Origin of the sequence: Sinomonas mesophila (genome assembly GCF_001999765.1) — a bacterium.
Classification (GTDB): domain Bacteria; phylum Actinomycetota; class Actinomycetes; order Actinomycetales; family Micrococcaceae; genus Sinomonas; species Sinomonas mesophila.
Map to the genome: position 1 here is coordinate 125,228 of NZ_MTIC01000013.1, position 15,740 is coordinate 140,967.

Below are 15,740 nucleotides of genomic sequence, written 5' to 3' on the forward strand. Positions count from 1 at the left end.
CGGGAGCGATGGTCACGGCATCATCGTGCCACGGACTGCCGACAGGACTCGCGGAGCGATCGCTCCTTCGCCCCGGGTTCCCTTGACGCGGGCGACGCGCGCCGAAACAATCCCACTGTGGCGCGCGTCACGCGCCCGTTCCCTCCGCGGAAGGATGGCCATGTCCGGAAAAGTCGTGCACTTCGAGATCCCCGCGGACGACAAGGAACGCGCGCGCACCTTCTACACCGAGGCCTTCGGCTGGAACCTCATCCCGGTGCCCGAGATGGACTACACGATGGTCGGCACGACGCCCAGCGACGAGACGGGCGCGCCCACCGAGCCGGGTGCCATCAACGGCGGGATGTTCACGCGCGGCGCGGACTTCCCGACGACGCCCGTCATCACGGTCGACGTCGCGGACATCGACGCGGCACTGGCCCGCGTCGAGCAGCTCGGCGGGAGCACCGTCACGCCCAAGATCCCCGTCGGGGACATGGGCTTCGCGGCGTACTTCAAGGACACCGAGGGCAATGTCATGGGGCTCTGGCAGAACGCCGGACCCAACCCAGGGCAGTCCTCCCAGCCCCCAGCCCAGGGCTGAGGCAGGGGCTCTGGCGGAACGGCGGACGGCGGAACGGGCATGGCCCCCGAGATCGCGCGCTCGGCGCCGTCCTCGACGGCGTTCGTGGGGCGCGCACCGCACGGGCCCGCGGACGAGCCCGTGCACGTCGGCTCGTGGGACCGGTTCGAGGAGGTCTTCGGCGCGGCGGACGGCTCCGAGGCGCTGGACGCCCCAGAGGCGGCGCTGGCCGCCGCCGTGCGCGGCTTCTTCGCCAACGGAGGGTCAGAGGCGATGGTCGTCCGCGTCCCGCGCCGCGGTCAGACCGGGCAAGGTCCCGCCGCCGGAGCCCACGGCGAGGCCGCGGCGACCGCGGACTTCGTCGGCGGCGAGCGGCGTGCCACCGGGACGGGCCTGTATGCGCTCGACACGGGGCCGGCCGGCGTCGACGACGTCGACCTCCTCGTGATCCCGCCCTACCTCCCGGCCCCTCCGGGGGAGTCCTTCGGGGACGTGGACTACCAGGGCCTCCTCCCCGAGGCCCTCGCGTGGTGCGCGGCCCGGCGCGCGCTCATGGTGCTCGACCCGCCCGCCGGGTGGGGTTCGGTCGCCGAGGTCGACCCCGCGCACCCGGCGCTCGCGCACGCCTCCCCGGACGCGGCGCTGTACTTCCCGCGCGTCCGGCGGGCCGACGGCGTGCGGGGAGTCCCGCCGTCGGGCGCCGTCGCGGGGGTCATCGCCCGGACGGACGCGGCGCGCGGGCCGTGGAAGTCGCCGGCGGGGCTCGACGCGCGGCTCGCCGGCTGCGAGCCCGAGGTGGCCGTCGGAGCCGACGCCTCGACCATGCTCAACGGCTACGGGATCTGCCCCCTGCGCACCTTCACGGGCTCGGGCCCGGTCGTCTGGGGGGCACGCACGACGGCGGCCGGCTCGGCGGAGTGGCGGTACATCGCCGTCCGCCGCACGGCGCTCGCGGTGCTCCAGGACGTGGGCCGCGGGACGGCCTGGGCCGCTTCCGAGCCGAACGGTCGCCGGCTCTGGGAGGCCCTCCGGGCGACGGTCGAGGAGTACGTGCAGGCCCTATGGCGGGACGGGGCGTTCCCCGGCTGGACCCCCGACGTGAGCTACTTCGTGCGCTGCGGCGAGGACACGGCTTCGCGGGAGGAACACGCCGCAGGGACGGCCGTCGTGCTGATCGGCCTCGCGGTCCAGCGGGCGGGGGAATTCTCCCTCCTGAGGGTGCCCGTCGCGACCGCGGATGCAGCCGCTACCACGCCGCCAGCGGCTAGAGTTGGGGCGTGAAGTATGCCAACTCCGTCGTCGAGCTCATCGGCCGAACTCCCCTCGTCAGGCTGAACAAGGTCACCGAGGGGATCAAGGCAACGGTGCTCGTCAAGCTCGAGTACCTCAACCCCGGCGGGTCCATCAAGGACCGCATCGCGCTGCGGATGATCGAGCAGGCGGAGGCGGACGGCCGGCTGGCGCCCGGCGGCACGATCGTCGAGCCCACGAGCGGCAACACCGGCGTCGGGCTGGCCCTCGTCGGGCAGCAGAAGGGCTACAACTGCATCTTCGTGGTCCCGGACAAGGTGGGCGAGGAGAAGCGCGCCGTCCTCGCGGCCTACGGCGCGGAGGTCGTCGTGACCCCCTCGGCCGTGGCCCCGGACTCGCCGCAGTCCTACTACGGCGTCTCGGACCGCCTTGTGAAGGAGATCCCCGGCGCCTTCAAGCCCGACCAGTTCTCCAACCCGGGCGCCCCCGCGAGCCACTACGAGACGACCGGCCCCGAGATCTGGGAGGACACGGACGGCAAGGTGACGCACGTCGTCATCGGCGCCGGGACCGGCGGGACCATCACGGGCACGGGCCGCTTCCTCAAGGAGGCCTCGAAGGACAGGCCCGCGTCCGAGGGCGGGCGCGTGAGGGTGATCGGCGCCGATCCCGAGGGCTCGGTGTACTCGGGCGGCACGGGCCGGCCCTACTTCGTCGAGGGCGTCGGCGAGGACATGTGGCCGGCGAACTACGACAAGAGCGTCCCGGACGAGGTGCTCGCCGTGAGCGACGCCGACTCGTTCGCGATGACCCGCCGGCTCGCGCGGGAGGAGGGCCTCCTCGTCGGCGGCTCCTCCGGCATGGCGGTCGTGGCGGCCCTGCGCGCGGCGAGGGACCTGCCCGAGGACGCGGTCGTCGTCGTCATCCTCCCGGACTCCGGGCGCGGCTACCTCGCCAAGATCTTCAACGACGACTGGATGCGCTCCTACGGCTTCCTGCCGAGCGGGTCCGAGAGGACCGTCGGGGAACTGCTCCAGGGCAAGGACGGCCGCATGCCGGACCTCGTCCACACGCACCCGAACGAGTCCGTGCGCGAGGTCATCGACATCATGACGGAGTACGGGGTGAGCCACATCCCCGTGCTCTCCGCCGAGCCGCCCGTTGTCATGGGCGAGGTGCTCGGCGCCGTCGACGAGCGCACGCTCTCGGCGAAGCTGTTCCGCGGGGAAGTCAAGCTCACGGACAAGATCGGCGAGCACATGGGCGAGCGCCTGCCCGTGATCGGCTCGCTCGAGGGGCAGGCCTCCCTGTTGAAGATGCTCAGCGAGGAGGACGCCGTCATGGTCACCTTCGTCGGCGCCCCGATCGGGATCCTGACCCGCCACGACCTCCTGGCCAACCTGAACAAGTAAGCACGAGTGACGAACGAGGGGACCTACCGATGACCGAGCAGCAGCCGACCACCGGCTTCAACACCCGCGCGATCCACGCGGGCCAGGCCTTCGAGCCGCGCACGGGCGCCGTCGTGCCCCCGCTGCACTTCTCGTCGACCTACGCCCAGGACGGGATCGGCGGGCTGCGCGAGGGCTACGAGTACGGCCGCGGGACCAACCCGACCCGGGACTCGCTCCAGGAGCAGCTCGCGGCGCTCGAGGGCGGGCGCCACGCATTCTCCTTCAGCTCGGGCCTCGCCGCCGAGGACGCGCTCATCCGCGCCCTGTGCCGGCCGGGGGACCGGATCGTGCTCGGCAACGACGCCTACGGGGGCACGTACCGGCTCATCTCGCGCGTCCTGGGCCCGTGGGGCATCGAGAACCAGCCCGTGGACATGTCGGACCTCGAGGCGGTGCGCGCGGCGGTGGGGACCGGCGGCGCCGACAGCGCCCGGATCGTGTGGCTCGAGACGCCGTCCAACCCGCTCATGAAGATCACCGACATCGCCGCGGTCGCGCAGATCGCCCACGACGCCGGGGCGGTCTTCGTCGTCGACAACACCTTCGCGTCCCCCTACCTGCAGACCCCGCTCGCGCTCGGCGCGGACGTCGTCGTGCACTCGACCACGAAGTACATCGGCGGGCACTCCGACGTCGTGGGCGGCGCCCTCGTGCTCGACGACGATGAGATGGCCGGGAAGATCGGCTTCGTCCAGTACGCCGTCGGCGCCGTCTCGGGGCCGATGGACGCGTTCCTCACGACGCGCGGGCTCAAGACCCTCGGGGTGCGCATGGAGCGCCACTCGGACAACGCCCAGCAGATCGCCGAGTGGCTCGTGGGCCGGCCCGGCGTCGAGAGCGTGCTCTACCCGGGCCTGCCGGACCACCCGGGCCACGAGCTCGCGGCGCGCCAGATGCGTCGCTTCGGCGGGATGGTCTCCGTCCAGTTCACCGGCGGGGAGTCCTCGGCCCGGAAAGTCGCCGAGTCCACTGAGCTGTTCACGCTCGCCGAGTCCCTCGGCGGCATCGAGTCGCTCATGAACTACCCGTCGGAGATGACGCACGCCTCCGTCAAGGGCACCGAGCTGGCCGTTCCGGTGAACCTCGTGCGCCTTTCCGTCGGCATCGAGGATGCCGACGACCTCATCGCCGACCTCGACCAGGCCATCTCCCGCCTCTAGCGACCCACCCCCAAGGATTCCCTGACATGCCGCAGCCCTCCTCCGCGCCCTCCCTCACCAAGGCCCCCTGGTTCCGCCCGGCCGCGATCGCCGTCGGGGCCGTCGTGGCCCTCGCGGTCCTCGTGCTCGCGGCCAAGTGGCTGCGCAGCACGGAGGGCGTGGCCTCGTTCATCCAGACCTACCCGGGGCACGCCCCACTGCCGGTAGGCACCGAGGCCGGGCTGCCCGCGTGGCTGAACTGGCAGCACTTCCTCAACCTGCTCTTCATCGTCCTGATCGTGCGCTCGGGCTTGCAGGTCCGCTACACGACGCGGCCGCAGGGCTACTGGAAGCGCAACAACAAGGGGCTCGTCAAGACCAAGGGCCAGCCCAAGAAGATCAGCCTCGATCTGTGGTTCCACCTGTGCCTCGACGTGCTGTGGGTGCTCAACGGGCTCGTGTTCATCGTGCTGATCTTCGCTACCGGCCACTGGGTGCGGCTCGTGCCCACGACGTGGGAGGTCTTCCCGCACGCCCTGTCGACGGCGGTCCAGTACGCGTCGCTGGACTGGCCGCTCGAGAACGGCTGGATCAACTACAACGCGCTCCAGCAGCTGACCTACTTCGCCGTCGTGTTCATCGCGGCCCCGCTGGCGATCATCACGGGCCTGCGCATGTCCGGCGCGTGGCCGGCCAAGGCGCCGCGCCTGAACAAGGCCTTCCCGATGGAGTGGGCCCGGGCCGTGCACTTCCCGGTCATGGCGTTCTTCGTCGTGTTCGTCGTCGTCCACGTCACGCTCGTGCTCACGACGGGCGCGCTGCGGAACCTCAACCACATGTTCGCTGCGCACGACGGCGGCGACTGGCTCGGGTTCGTCTTCTTCGCCGTCGCGGTGCTCGTCATCGTGGGCCTGTGGTTCCTCGCCCGGCCGCTCTTCCTCCGGCCCGTGGCCTCCCTCATGGGCACGGTGACGAGGAACTAGCGCGGGGACCACGCCGGGCGTCCCCGCGGTCGGCCGTCAGGAGTAGCGGAGCCGCTCGGAGGCGATGTACCAGCGGCCGTGGCGCTCCTCGCAGGCGAGGACGGCGGAGCCGGCGAGGTCGATCTCGGTGCCGTCGGCCGAGGTCCCGGAGACGGTCCACTCGACGAGGACCTCGGCCTGCCACCCGTCCTCGACGACGCCGGTGACTGTGACCGTGAGGGGGAGTCCGAGGCGCATGCGGTCCTCGATGGCGACGGCGGGTGCCACGGTCACTGCGCCCTTGGAGTCTTCGGCGTCGCCGAGCCTGACGGTCGCGCTGGGCAGGTACAGGTCCCCGAGGGCGTCGGCGTCGCGGTCCGCGAAGCCCTTGACGAAGGCGCGGCACAGTTGCGCGAGCGAACGCTCCTGCTCGTCCCCCGGGCGGTCCGCCATGACCGTTCCTTCCCGCCGGGCCGCACCTCGGCCGTCCGTCCGGACGGGACTTCCCCGCCGACCTGCCAGAATGGGCCGCATGAGCGAGCGAACTCCGTTCTTCCCCGCCCGCGAACGCCGCCTGCGGCTCGCGGAGCTGGGCGTCCTGGACCGGCGTCGGACCCTTGTGGGGCTCGTGCTGGCGCTCGCCCTTCCAGCCATCGTCGAACTGGCGGTCGTCGCGACTGGATACAATAACTTCCCGATCATCATGCTACTGCAGCTCGTCGCGGCCGTCCTCGTGGCCGTGGTGGGCGGGCTGTGGCCCGCGGTGACCGCCGCGGTCGTGGCCGCGCTCGTGCTCAACTGGTTCTCGACCGATCCCGTGGGCAGTTTCGTCGTCGCCGAGCCGGAGGCCGTCGTCGAGCTCGCGGTCTTCCTCGCCGTCGCGTGCTCCGTGGCCCTCGCCGTCGGCGCGTCGGTGCGGCGCTACGAGCAGGCGACCCGCGCCGCCGCCGAGTCGGACGCGATGAGCGAGCTCGCGCTCGGCATCCTCGGCTCGACCGCGGACACCGAGGAATTCCTGGAGCGAGTGCGCGCGACCCTCGGCCTCCGCGCCGTCACGCTCCTGGCCCGCCACACGGACGACGACGAGGGGCGGCTCGGCGGCGCCGCCGCGCCCCCCGGGGCCCTCCGGCGCGGAGGGTGGGATGTCCTCGCGAGCGTCGGCGAGGCACCGCCGGTGACCCACGCGGCCGCGGACGACGCGGTCGCCCCCGATGGCTGGTACACCCTCCTGGCCGCCGGGCGCCGGCTCGATCCGGGGGAGCGGCGCATGATGCAGGCCTTCGGTGCCTACTTCGTGGCCATGCGCCAGCGCGCCCAGCTCGTGCGCAGCCGCGAGGACAATCGCCGCCTCGTGGAGGGCAACACGATCCGCACCGCCATCCTGCGGGCGGTCTCGCACGACCTCCGCACGCCCCTGGCCGGGATCAAGCTGAGCGTGAGCAGCCTGCGCCAGCCCGCCGTCGAGTTCGCCCCCGACGAGGAGGCCGAGCTCCTCGCGACGATCGAGGACTGCACGGACCGGCTCGCCCTCCTCGTGGACAACCTCTTGGACATGTCCCGGATCACGGCGGACACGGTCCGCCCCCTCCTGCAGCCCGTGCACTGGCGCGAGGTCCTCCCCCGCGTGCTGCCCGAGGGTGGCCGCGTCGTCGACGTCATCCCCCCGCATTCGCCGCCGGTCGACGCCGACCCCGTGCTCCTCGACCGGGTCGTGGCCAACCTGCTCGAGAACGCCCTGCGCTACGCGCCCGGGCAGGTCGTCGAGTTCACGGCACGGGCGGGGTCCCCGGGTCCCGACGGCCGGCCGTGCGGCGAGCTGCGCATCATCGACCACGGCATCGGGGTTCCGCCGCAGGACCTGCTGACGATCTTCCGCCCCTTCCAGCGGCTCGGCGACGCGCCCGCGCGCGGCGGCGTGGGACTGGGCCTCGCCGTCGCGAAGGGCTTCGTCGAGGCGATGGGCGGCCGGATCGAGGCCGAGGAGACCCCGGGCGGCGGGCTCACCATGGTCGTGTCGCTCCCGCTGTCCCAGGGCGCCGCCCCCGGAGGGGAAGGCCAGCGCCGGGAGGACGCCGATGGCCGCCTCCCCTGACCTCACGCCCACCACTGTGCTCGTCGTCGAGGACGAGGCCCAGATCGCCCGCGCCCTGCAGATCAACCTGCGCGTCCACGGCTACGAGGCCCTGACCGTGCCGAGCGGCGAGGCGGCCCTCGCCCTCGCGGCCGAGCGGCACCTCGACATCGTGGTCCTCGATCTGGGGCTGCCCGGGATGGACGGGGTCGAGGTGATCCGGCGCCTGCGCGAGTGGACCTCGGTGCCGATCATCGTGCTCTCGGCGAGGCACGGCTCCGAGGACAAGGTCGAGGCACTCGACGCTGGCGCCGACGACTACGTGACCAAGCCGTTCGGCCTCGAGGAGCTCCTCGCCCGGCTGCGCGCCGCGGCCCGCCGGGGGCAGCGCCCGCCCGAGGAGGCCGCCCGGGTGCAGATGGGGGACCTGAGCGTCGACCTCGCGGCGCGGCGCGTGACACGCAACGGCCGCCAGGTGCGCCTGACGCCGACCGAGTGGAGCATCCTGGCCCTCCTCGTCCGGCGCCCGGGGGCGCTCGTGACCCAGCGCGAGATTCTGATGCAGGTGTGGGGACCGGCGTACGCGAAGGAGACGCAGTACCTGCGCGTCTACCTCGCCCAGCTGCGGCGCAAGCTTGAGGACGATCCCGCCCACCCGCGCCACCTTCACACCGAGGCCGGGATGGGCTACCGCTTCGACCCCTAGCCAGCCTCAGCGCGCGGCCCGCGGGTGGCGCGTACCCTGAGGGCATGAAGTCAGCCGTGATCCAGGCCGTGTGCCGCGTCCACCAGCTCCTGTCGGACGAGGGGACGGTGGGCGTGACCGCGATCGACAAGCGCCCGGTCGAGGGCTCGGTGCGCGTGCGCCGGCTCGGCCTGCACGGCGACGTCCAGGCCGACCGCGCGAACCACGGCGGCGAGGACAAGGCGCTCTACGCGTACTCGGCGTCCGACGCCGCGTGGTGGGCCGAGGCGCTCGGCCGCGACGTCCCGCCGGGGTACTTCGGCGAGAACCTGCGCATCGAGGGCCTCGAGGCGTCCGAAGCGGTCATCGGCGAGCGCTGGCGCACGAGCGGCGGCGTCGTCCTCGAGGTGACGATGCCGCGCATCCCGTGCGCGACCTTCGGCCGCCGCATCGGCGTCGAGCGCTGGGCGCGGCGCTTCACCGAGGAGGGCCGCCCCGGGGCGTACCTGCGGGTCGTGGACCTCGGCGAGGTTGCCGCGGGGGACACGCTCGCCGTCGTCCACACCCCGCCGCACGGCGTGACGGTCGGGGAGTGGTTCCGGGAACCGACCCGGGCGCGGGCCGAGGCGCTCCTGGACGCCGATGCCGAGGGCGAGTTCCGCATGGCGCCGGCCCTGCGCCGCTACGTCGAGCAGGCCGCGGCAGGCGCGTAGCCGCGGGTCCTGTGCCCAAGCTCACCGCCGCCGACGAGCGGCCGGTGGGAGGGCGCCGTCGTGCATGCCGTATAGTGGATGCATCCCCCACTATCCGGAATTCCCTTCTCCTGCCCAATTCTTGAGGCAGGACTGGTTGCGTGTTGGGGCCCGCGGAGCGGGCAATTTCATAGGGGAGTCCGGCTGAAGGAAACGCTGTACGGGTGCATGTGGCGCCGGACGCAGCGAAGGAAGCCCTGGCACGGGATTGAGAGAGCGCTGGGCTTCGGTACCGACCGACGAGCCCCCGGCTCCCAAGAACCCGACAGGACACCTGCATGTCTGAATCCACCCAGGACGTCACGCCCGAGACCGCCGAGCTGACGGCCGACGCGGCCCCCGAGATCACGGCCGCCCCCGAGAGCACCGCGGCGCCCGAGATCACGGCCGCCCCCGAGAGCACCGCGGCGCCCGAGGCCACTGCGGCTCCCGCGACTGCTGCCGCTGCGCCCGAAGCCCCCGCCGAGCCCCAGGAAGACGGCGACGGCGTTCGATTCTCCGACCTCGGCATCGACGCGCGCATCCTCGCCGCCCTGGACGACGTCGGCTACGAGAAGCCCTCGCCCATCCAGGCCGCGACGATCCCGCTCCTGCTCGAGGGCCGCGACGTCGTCGGCCTCGCGCAGACCGGCACCGGCAAGACGGCCGCCTTCGCCGTCCCCGCTCTGTCCCGCCTCGCCGAGCTGCACGACCTGAACGGCCCCTCCCGCTCGACCCAGGCGCTGGTGCTCGCACCGACTCGCGAACTGGCGCTGCAGGTGGCGGAGGCCTTCACGTCGTACGCCAAGCACCTCGAGGACTTCACGGTCCTCCCGGTCTACGGCGGCTCCGCCTACGGCCCCCAGCTGGCCGGCCTGCGCCGCGGCGCCCAGGTCGTCGTCGGCACGCCCGGCCGCGTCATCGACCACATCGAGAAGGGCTCGCTGGACCTCTCGGAACTCCAGTACCTCGTCCTCGACGAGGCCGACGAGATGCTCCGCATGGGCTTCGCCGAGGACGTCGAGCGCATCTTCCAGGAGACCTCCGAGGGCCGCCAGGTGGCCCTCTTCTCCGCGACGATGCCCTCGCAGATCCGCCGGATGTCGAAGCAGTACCTCAACAACCCGGAGGAGGTCACGGTCAAGTCCAAGACCACGACCTCCGCGAACATCCGCCAGCGCTACGTGCAGGTCATGGGCCCGCACAAGCTGGATGCCCTGACCCGGATCCTCGAGGTCGAGGAGTTCGACGGCGTGATCGCCTTCGTGCGCACCAAGATGGCCACCGAGGACCTCGCCGAGAAGCTCAAGGCGCGTGGCTTCCAGGCCGCCGCGATCAACGGCGACATCGCCCAGGCCCAGCGCGAGCGCACGGTCGAGGCCCTGCGGGCCGGCAAGGTCGACATCCTCGTGGCGACCGACGTCGCGGCGCGCGGCCTCGACGTCGAGCGCATCAGCCACGTCGTCAACTACGACATCCCCACGGACACCGAGAGCTACGTGCACCGGATCGGCCGCACGGGCCGCGCCGGCCGCAGCGGCGACGCGATCCTGTTCATGACCCCGCGCGAGAAGTACCTCCTGCGCGCGATCGAGAAGGCCACGCGCCAGGCCGTCGAGCAGATGCACCTGCCGACCGCCGAGACGGTGAACTCGCTGCGCATGAGCAAGTTCGCGGACCAGATCACGGAGACCCTCGAGTCCGAGGACGTCGCGATGTTCCGCGACCTCATCGCCTCCTACGAGGAGGAGCACAAGGTCCCCGCGGCCGAGATCGCGGCGGCGCTTGCCGTCATGGTCCAGGGCGACCAGCCGTTCTTCGTCCAGGAGCTCCCGGCCACGCCGGACTTCCAGAAGCGCGAGCGCGGCAAGGACGGCTTCGGCTCCCGCGGCCCGTCCCGCGGCGTGACCGAGGGGAACGCGACCTACCGGATCGCCGTCGGCCGCCGCCAGCGCGTGCTGCCGGGCTCGATCGTGGGCGCCCTCGCCAACGAGGGCGGCTTCCACTCGAGTCAGATCGGCGGGATCGACATCCGCGCCGACCACTCGCTCGTCGAGCTCCCCGCCGAGCTCTCCGCCGAGCAGTGGCAGGCCCTCTCCAAGACCCGGATCGGCGGGGAGCTCATCAAGCTCGAGCTCGACACGGGCCGCCGCCCCAGCCGCGAGCGCGAGGGCGGCTACGAGGACCGTGGCGGGCGCGGCGGTGGCCGGGGCGGCTTCCGCGGAAACCGCAGCGACTACAGCAACCGCAGCGACTACGGCGACCGCGGGGACCGGGGCTTCGGCGACCGTGGCGCACGCGGCGGCTTCGGCGGTGAGCGTGGCGATCGCGGTGACCGGGGCGGCCGCGGCGGCTTCGGCGGCGACCGCGATCGTGGCTTCGGCGGCGACCGTGGTGGCTTCGGCGGCGACCGCAAGCCCCGCTACGGCAAGGACGGCGGCCGCGGCCGCAAGTGGTGACTCGGACCGGGCCCATCCCGCGATGATCCAGCAGGGCGCCTCCCCTCAGGGAGGCGCCCTGCGGCGTCCTCCGGGGCCCGTGACAGCCCGTCCGCCGTGGCGTTCCGCCGATTTGTCGCCACGTCCAGCGGTGCGGTAAAGTATCTGTCTGTTGCCCCCCTAGCTCAGTGGTAGAGCGCCATCTTGGTAAGATGGAGGTCACGGGATCGATTCCCGTGGGGGGCTCTCGCAAGGAGGGTCCGTGTCAACCGGTCGTTGACCGGATGGCACGGCCTTTTTCCTTGTGTGTGGCGGTGTAGCTCAGCTGGTTAGAGCGCACGACTCATAATCGTGAGGTCCCGGGATCGAGTCCCGGCACCGCTACGATCAAGGGGTCCGTCCCGAGGACGGGCCCCTTTGTCGTCCCCGCGCCCCGAAGAAGGTGCCATGTCCGAACCCGCCATGCCCCCCACCGCTGCGCACCCGACCGCTTCGCGGTCCCGCCTCATCTACGGCTGCATGGGCCTTGGCGGGGCCTGGGGGTCCCCGCACTACGGCGCCGCCGAGGTCGACCACGCCGCCGAGGCCATCGAGGCCGCGCAGGGCATCGGCATCGACCGCTTCGACCACGCGGACATCTACCGCGGCGGCACATCGGAGTCGGTCTTCGGGGAGGTGCTCGCCCGCAGCGCGGGGCTCCGCGAGCGGGTCTGGATCCAGGGCAAGGTCGGCATCCGCCTCGGCGAGGACGGCCTCGACGCCTACTACGACCTGAGCGCCGAGGCCATCGAGGACCGCGTCCGCAGCACGCTCGGGCGACTGCGCACAGACTACCTCGACTGCCTGCTCCTGCACCGTCCCGACCCGCTGCTCGACCCCGCGGAGGTGGGTGCCGCCGTCGTCCGCCTGCTCGACTCCGGCGCGGTCCGCGCCGTCGGCGTCTCGAACTTCTCCGCCGCTCAGATGGCCGCCCTCGAGGACCACCTGCCCGGCCCGCTCGCGGCGAACCAGCTCGAGCTGAGCCTCGGCCGGCACGACTTCGTGGACAGCGGCATCCTCGTCAACCACGCCGAGGGCACCGGCGTCGCGTTCCCGCACGGGACGCTCGAGCACTGCGCGCGCACGGGCGCCGAGGTGCAGGCGTGGTCGCCGCTCGCCGGCGGTCGGTACACCGGGCGGCCGACGGCGCGCCACGACCAGGCGGGGCCGCACGCCGAGGCGGAGGTCGGCACGGGGCGGCTTGTCGGGGAGATGGCGCAGGCGAAGGGCGTCACGCGCGAGGCGATCGTCCTGGGCTGGCTCATGCGCCACCCGGCGCGCATCGCCCCCGTCATCGGCTCGGCGAACCCCGCGCGGATCGCCGCGTGCGCGGGTGCCGAGGGCGTCGCGGCGGCCATGACCCGGCCTGAGTGGTACGCGCTCTACACGGCAGCGAGGGGCCGGCGCGTGCCCTGACGCGGGGGCCGGTTGGCTCAAAACGCTAACGATTGGATTAATCCCTTGTGCTGGCCATAACTGCGATGCGACCATCATTTGCACCGGCAGTTAACTCTCGAAAGTCAGGTGCAAAAATGCGCGCTTCGGTCCGTTCCTTCGCTTCGGCACTGGTCGCGGCCATGGGGGTCACTCTCCTCATGGCGCCGTCCGCTTCCGCAGCAACCCAGGTGGTCAGTGACAAGTACAGCGGGGAATTCGCCTTCGCGAGCTCTGAGACGAGGAGCCCCGACGGGTGCATCGTGTCCCGGAAGGATCTGCTGGCCTTCGACAAGGGGTTCGGCCCCATGGTGGGGTACTACGACTTCATGGCGAATGAGTGCACCCATGTGCTTCTGCAGTACGTGGAGGGGATGGCCCCTGCAGAGGTCTTCGACTTCAACCGCAACGCGGTCCACGCGAAGGCAGCCGTGCCGCTCACGGATGGGACCACGCTCGACGTCGATCTGCACTGGAACGCCGTGGGCGCGCCGACCCAGCAGGGATTCAGCGTGAGGTTCGTCGAGCCGGGCGTCTACCACTACGTCTCCACGAGCTCGGGATCGTTCTCCGAGGCATCCCTGAGCGGCGCACCGCTCTTCGACGAGGCGCACATCTCGCAGTCGAAGGGCAGCAGGCTGGAGATCCGCCACTAGCTTCCGCGACCGGGGCCTGCTTCGGCGAGAACCTGCCGAGGCAGGCCCCTGCTCGTTCACCTCGGCACGGAGGCGGCCGGCACTTGGCCCTGCTGGTAGATCGCCGGCTCGAATCCGACAGGGGGGTCTCTAGTTGGCGAATGGGGCACTGAGGACGGATTCCCGGAGCCGGGCTTGGGCCAGCGCCTGTCCGGCGTAGGCGGCTCCTCGGGCCACCGAGAGGCCGATGACCTGCGGCACCACTCTGATCTCGGGGGCGCTGGGCAGGTTCTGCGCCAGTCGCCTGCGTGCCTCGGGGAGGACCTCCTCGGCGAGCGGACTCAGGCGGCCCACGAAGTAGACGGATTCCGGGTCCAGCGTGACCGCAACGGCAGTCACGGCCGTCACGATCGCGGTCGTGAACGCCTCCACCACCTCCGGAAGGGACGGCGCCTCCTGCGGCTCGGACCAGAGGGCCTCGACGCGCTCCAGCTCCAGTCCGCGGGCCCGGGCGAACCGCAACAGGCCCTTGCCGCTCAGCAGCCCGTCGAGGGTCTCGCTGCCGACGCCTGAGTAGAGGACGCCGAGATCTCCGAAGGCCGCCGTGCGCCCCTGGGTGATCTCGTGATCGGTGCAGCTCGCGAAGTTCAGCGCCGAACTGAGCATGAACAAGGCAGCATTGCCGATGTGGGCATCCTCCTTGAGGATGCCCCGCAAGGAGGCGCTGGCGTCGCTGTCCAGCACGACGGGAGCCTTCACTCGGTCCTCAAGGACCTTCTGGAAACGGGAACCCAGAAAGATTTTCCGTGATTCGGGCGTCTCATGAATGGCAGAGCCGTTGCGAAGGCGGCCGGGCATCGCCGCGACGACCTGGCGCAGTGGTCCTTCGGCCGACTCACTCGTCTCCGCGACCAGGTCCGCGAGCCACTCGGCAGTGGTCTCGATGTCACCGCCCTCGATGCTGGGGACGATGGCATGGGTGATCTCGCGGCCTCTCAGATCGGTGACCAGGACGCACGTGGTCTGCGCCCCGAAGGCGATGCCGACGATGTGCCCCGCCGTGCCGGGCACATCCAGATACGTGGAACGCCGGCCCCGACCGACCATCTCGTCGACTCCCTGCTCGACCACGAATCCATCGAGACGGAGCTCTTCCACCTTCCGGGAGACCGTGGCCTGGCTCAGGCGCGTCAGTTCGATCACCCTGCTGCGCGTCAGAGGCGCCTCGGAAAGGACCGCGTCGAGGACCGACGCCTTGTTGTAGCCGCGTGCTGCAGGGTTGCCGCTCATAGGCCAACCTTAAATGGGTAGATCGGTCACTGCCTCACCCATGGAATCGGCGGCGACCCCGCCAGCGGGGCAGCCCGCCCCGGCAGCACACTGCCGGGACGGGCTAGGGGGCTCGTCCTAGCGGATCGTCGCTTCGGTGATGGCTGATTCATTGAGGCCCCAGTACCCCAGGGACTCCTTGTACTGCGGGCTCTCAAGCATGGACTGGATCGCCTTCTGCAGGGCCGGTGTCAAGGGTGATCCCTTCTTCAGTCCCATGGCGACGTGGGTGTTCGTGCGGGTGTCCATCCTCGGCTCCAGGACGGTGAAGTGGCCGGGCTGCTGGGCCTGCGCCCAGGCCAGGCCGCTGGCGTCGTAGAAGACACCGTCAACGCGCTTGGAGTCCAGCTGCGTCAGGGCCTCCTGGATGTTGGGCAGCGTCACGGCGTTGATCGCCGGCTTGCCCTGGGAGGTGCAGGTCCACTCCGAGACGTTCGGCAGGTGCTTCAGCTGCTGGGTGGAGCCCTTGGTTACGGCAACGTTCTTGCCGCACAGTGCCTCGTTGGTCAGATTCTGCGGGTTGCCGTCGGGTACTGCTACGGCCGAGCCGCCCTTGAGGTAGTTGATCATGTCCATGACCTTGAGCCGCTCTTCCGTGGCGGACATGGTGGTGGCGGTGAAGTCGTAGCGGCCGCCGTCGATGCCGGGGACGATCGTGTCGAACGCCGTGTTCTCGAACTTGAGCTTCAGTCCCAGCTTCTTGGCCACAATGCGGGCGAGATCCGGGTTCACGCCGATCGGCGTGACATTGTCCTCCGCGAGGAACGTCATGGGCGGGGAGCTCAGGTCCATGGCGACGATGAGTTCGCCCTTGTCCTTGGAGGACTGCGGCAGCAGTGCCACGGCCGCGGGGTCAGGCTGGACGCCCTCGGAGATGTCTCGGGTGTTCTGCGTCTTGGGGAGTTCCGTCGTCTGGCTGCTGCTGGCGTTGGCGCCGCACGCGGTGAGCGCCAGCAGGGCAGCGAGCCCTGCTGCTGCGAGGTGAATCGTGCTTCTGGTCTTCATGGTGC

14 protein-coding genes and 2 tRNA genes are annotated in these 15,740 nt (G+C 71.2%); 13 read left to right on the forward strand and 3 right to left on the reverse strand.

The window, feature by feature from the left end:
- The first annotated feature begins 160 nt into the window (after window positions 1-160).
- From BV907_RS15135 to BV907_RS15155, 5 genes are read left to right on the forward strand one after another with little or no spacing between them, the layout of a single operon-like run.
- Complete coding sequence (locus tag BV907_RS15135; RefSeq protein ID WP_077490570.1) at window positions 161-583, forward strand: VOC family protein; 423 nt, start codon at window positions 161-163, stop codon at window positions 581-583.
- A 39-nt stretch (window positions 584-622) separates the two neighbouring features.
- Entirely contained in the window at window positions 623-1,843 is a 1,221-nt protein-coding gene (locus BV907_RS15140) for a phage tail sheath family protein (protein ID WP_077490571.1), read from the forward strand.
- Window positions 1,840-3,225: a cystathionine beta-synthase gene (locus BV907_RS15145; protein WP_077490572.1), complete on the forward strand. Its 1,386-nt coding sequence runs from the start codon at window positions 1,840-1,842 to the stop codon at window positions 3,223-3,225. Before BV907_RS15140 ends, BV907_RS15145 begins: the two co-directional genes overlap by 4 nt.
- Window positions 3,226-3,254: 29 nt before the next feature.
- Window positions 3,255-4,427 carry a cystathionine gamma-synthase gene (locus BV907_RS15150; RefSeq protein WP_077490573.1) on the forward strand — a complete coding sequence of 391 codons (1,173 nt, stop codon included), beginning with the start codon at window positions 3,255-3,257 and terminating at the stop codon, window positions 4,425-4,427.
- 26 nt (window positions 4,428-4,453) lie between these two features.
- Window positions 4,454-5,389, forward strand: coding sequence for a cytochrome b/b6 domain-containing protein (locus tag BV907_RS15155; RefSeq protein WP_077490574.1), 936 nt, complete (start codon window positions 4,454-4,456; stop codon window positions 5,387-5,389).
- 36 nt (window positions 5,390-5,425) lie between these two features.
- Here BV907_RS15155 and BV907_RS15160 read toward each other — a convergent pair whose 3' ends face one another.
- Window positions 5,426-5,821 (reverse strand): YybH family protein, encoded by a 396-nt coding sequence (locus tag BV907_RS15160; protein WP_077490575.1) that lies wholly within the window; start codon window positions 5,819-5,821, stop codon window positions 5,426-5,428.
- A 79-nt stretch (window positions 5,822-5,900) separates the two neighbouring features.
- Here BV907_RS15160 and BV907_RS15165 point away from each other — a divergent pair, with 79 nt between their 5' ends.
- From BV907_RS15165 to BV907_RS15200, 8 genes are all read left to right on the forward strand, one after another.
- Window positions 5,901-7,460: a sensor histidine kinase gene (locus BV907_RS15165; protein WP_077490576.1), complete on the forward strand. Its 1,560-nt coding sequence runs from the start codon at window positions 5,901-5,903 to the stop codon at window positions 7,458-7,460.
- Complete coding sequence (locus BV907_RS15170) at window positions 7,444-8,145, forward strand: response regulator (protein WP_077490577.1); 702 nt, start codon at window positions 7,444-7,446, stop codon at window positions 8,143-8,145. Before BV907_RS15165 ends, BV907_RS15170 begins: the two co-directional genes overlap by 17 nt.
- 44 nt (window positions 8,146-8,189) lie before the next feature.
- Window positions 8,190-8,837, forward strand: a complete 648-nt coding sequence (locus tag BV907_RS15175; RefSeq protein ID WP_077490578.1) for an MOSC domain-containing protein — start codon at window positions 8,190-8,192, stop codon at window positions 8,835-8,837.
- Between the two features lie 317 nt (window positions 8,838-9,154).
- Complete coding sequence (locus tag BV907_RS15180) at window positions 9,155-11,314, forward strand: DEAD/DEAH box helicase (protein ID WP_077490579.1); 2,160 nt, start codon at window positions 9,155-9,157, stop codon at window positions 11,312-11,314.
- A gap of 153 nt (window positions 11,315-11,467) precedes the next feature.
- A tRNA-Thr gene (locus BV907_RS15185) sits at window positions 11,468-11,539 on the forward strand.
- A gap of 64 nt (window positions 11,540-11,603) precedes the next feature.
- Window positions 11,604-11,677: transfer RNA gene (locus tag BV907_RS15190), tRNA-Met, on the forward strand.
- A 63-nt stretch (window positions 11,678-11,740) separates the two neighbouring features.
- Window positions 11,741-12,748, forward strand: coding sequence for an aldo/keto reductase (locus tag BV907_RS15195; RefSeq protein WP_245828012.1), 1,008 nt, complete (start codon window positions 11,741-11,743; stop codon window positions 12,746-12,748).
- Window positions 12,749-12,909: 161 nt separating this feature from the next.
- Window positions 12,910-13,422 carry a hypothetical protein gene (locus BV907_RS15200; protein WP_139346810.1) on the forward strand — a complete coding sequence of 171 codons (513 nt, stop codon included), beginning with the start codon at window positions 12,910-12,912 and terminating at the stop codon, window positions 13,420-13,422.
- A 129-nt stretch (window positions 13,423-13,551) separates the two neighbouring features.
- On the opposite strand, the gene BV907_RS15205 is transcribed toward BV907_RS15200, so the two are convergent.
- The gene (locus tag BV907_RS15205) at window positions 13,552-14,691 is read right to left on the reverse strand and encodes an ROK family protein (protein ID WP_077490581.1); all 1,140 of its coding nucleotides are present in this window, start codon (window positions 14,689-14,691) and stop codon (window positions 13,552-13,554) included.
- A gap of 117 nt (window positions 14,692-14,808) precedes the next feature.
- Window positions 14,809-15,735, reverse strand: a complete 927-nt coding sequence (locus BV907_RS15210) for an ABC transporter substrate-binding protein (RefSeq protein WP_077490582.1) — start codon at window positions 15,733-15,735, stop codon at window positions 14,809-14,811.
- Window positions 15,736-15,740 lie beyond the last annotated feature (5 nt).

Excerpts from the sequence above, each read along its gene's own strand:
- BV907_RS15195 (WP_245828012.1), top strand. The coding sequence starts at position 11,741 with ATGTCCGAACCCGCCATGCCCCCCACCGCTGCGCACCCGACCGCTTCG.
- BV907_RS15165 (WP_077490576.1), top strand. The coding sequence starts at position 5,901 with ATGAGCGAGCGAACTCCGTTCTTCCCCGCCCGCGAACGCCGCCTGCGG.
- BV907_RS15140 (WP_077490571.1), top strand. The coding sequence starts at position 623 with ATGGCCCCCGAGATCGCGCGCTCGGCGCCGTCCTCGACGGCGTTCGTG.
- BV907_RS15135 (WP_077490570.1), top strand. The coding sequence starts at position 161 with ATGTCCGGAAAAGTCGTGCACTTCGAGATCCCCGCGGACGACAAGGAA.
- BV907_RS15205 (WP_077490581.1), bottom strand. The coding sequence starts at position 14,691 with ATGAGCGGCAACCCTGCAGCACGCGGCTACAACAAGGCGTCGGTCCTC.
- BV907_RS15170 (WP_077490577.1), top strand. The coding sequence starts at position 7,444 with ATGGCCGCCTCCCCTGACCTCACGCCCACCACTGTGCTCGTCGTCGAG.
- BV907_RS15210 (WP_077490582.1), bottom strand. The coding sequence starts at position 15,735 with ATGAAGACCAGAAGCACGATTCACCTCGCAGCAGCAGGGCTCGCTGCC.
- BV907_RS15155 (WP_077490574.1), top strand. The coding sequence starts at position 4,454 with ATGCCGCAGCCCTCCTCCGCGCCCTCCCTCACCAAGGCCCCCTGGTTC.
- BV907_RS15160 (WP_077490575.1), bottom strand. The coding sequence starts at position 5,821 with ATGGCGGACCGCCCGGGGGACGAGCAGGAGCGTTCGCTCGCGCAACTG.
- BV907_RS15150 (WP_077490573.1), top strand. The coding sequence starts at position 3,255 with ATGACCGAGCAGCAGCCGACCACCGGCTTCAACACCCGCGCGATCCAC.
- BV907_RS15180 (WP_077490579.1), top strand. The coding sequence starts at position 9,155 with ATGTCTGAATCCACCCAGGACGTCACGCCCGAGACCGCCGAGCTGACG.
- BV907_RS15175 (WP_077490578.1), top strand. The coding sequence starts at position 8,190 with ATGAAGTCAGCCGTGATCCAGGCCGTGTGCCGCGTCCACCAGCTCCTG.
- BV907_RS15200 (WP_139346810.1), top strand. The coding sequence starts at position 12,910 with ATGGGGGTCACTCTCCTCATGGCGCCGTCCGCTTCCGCAGCAACCCAG.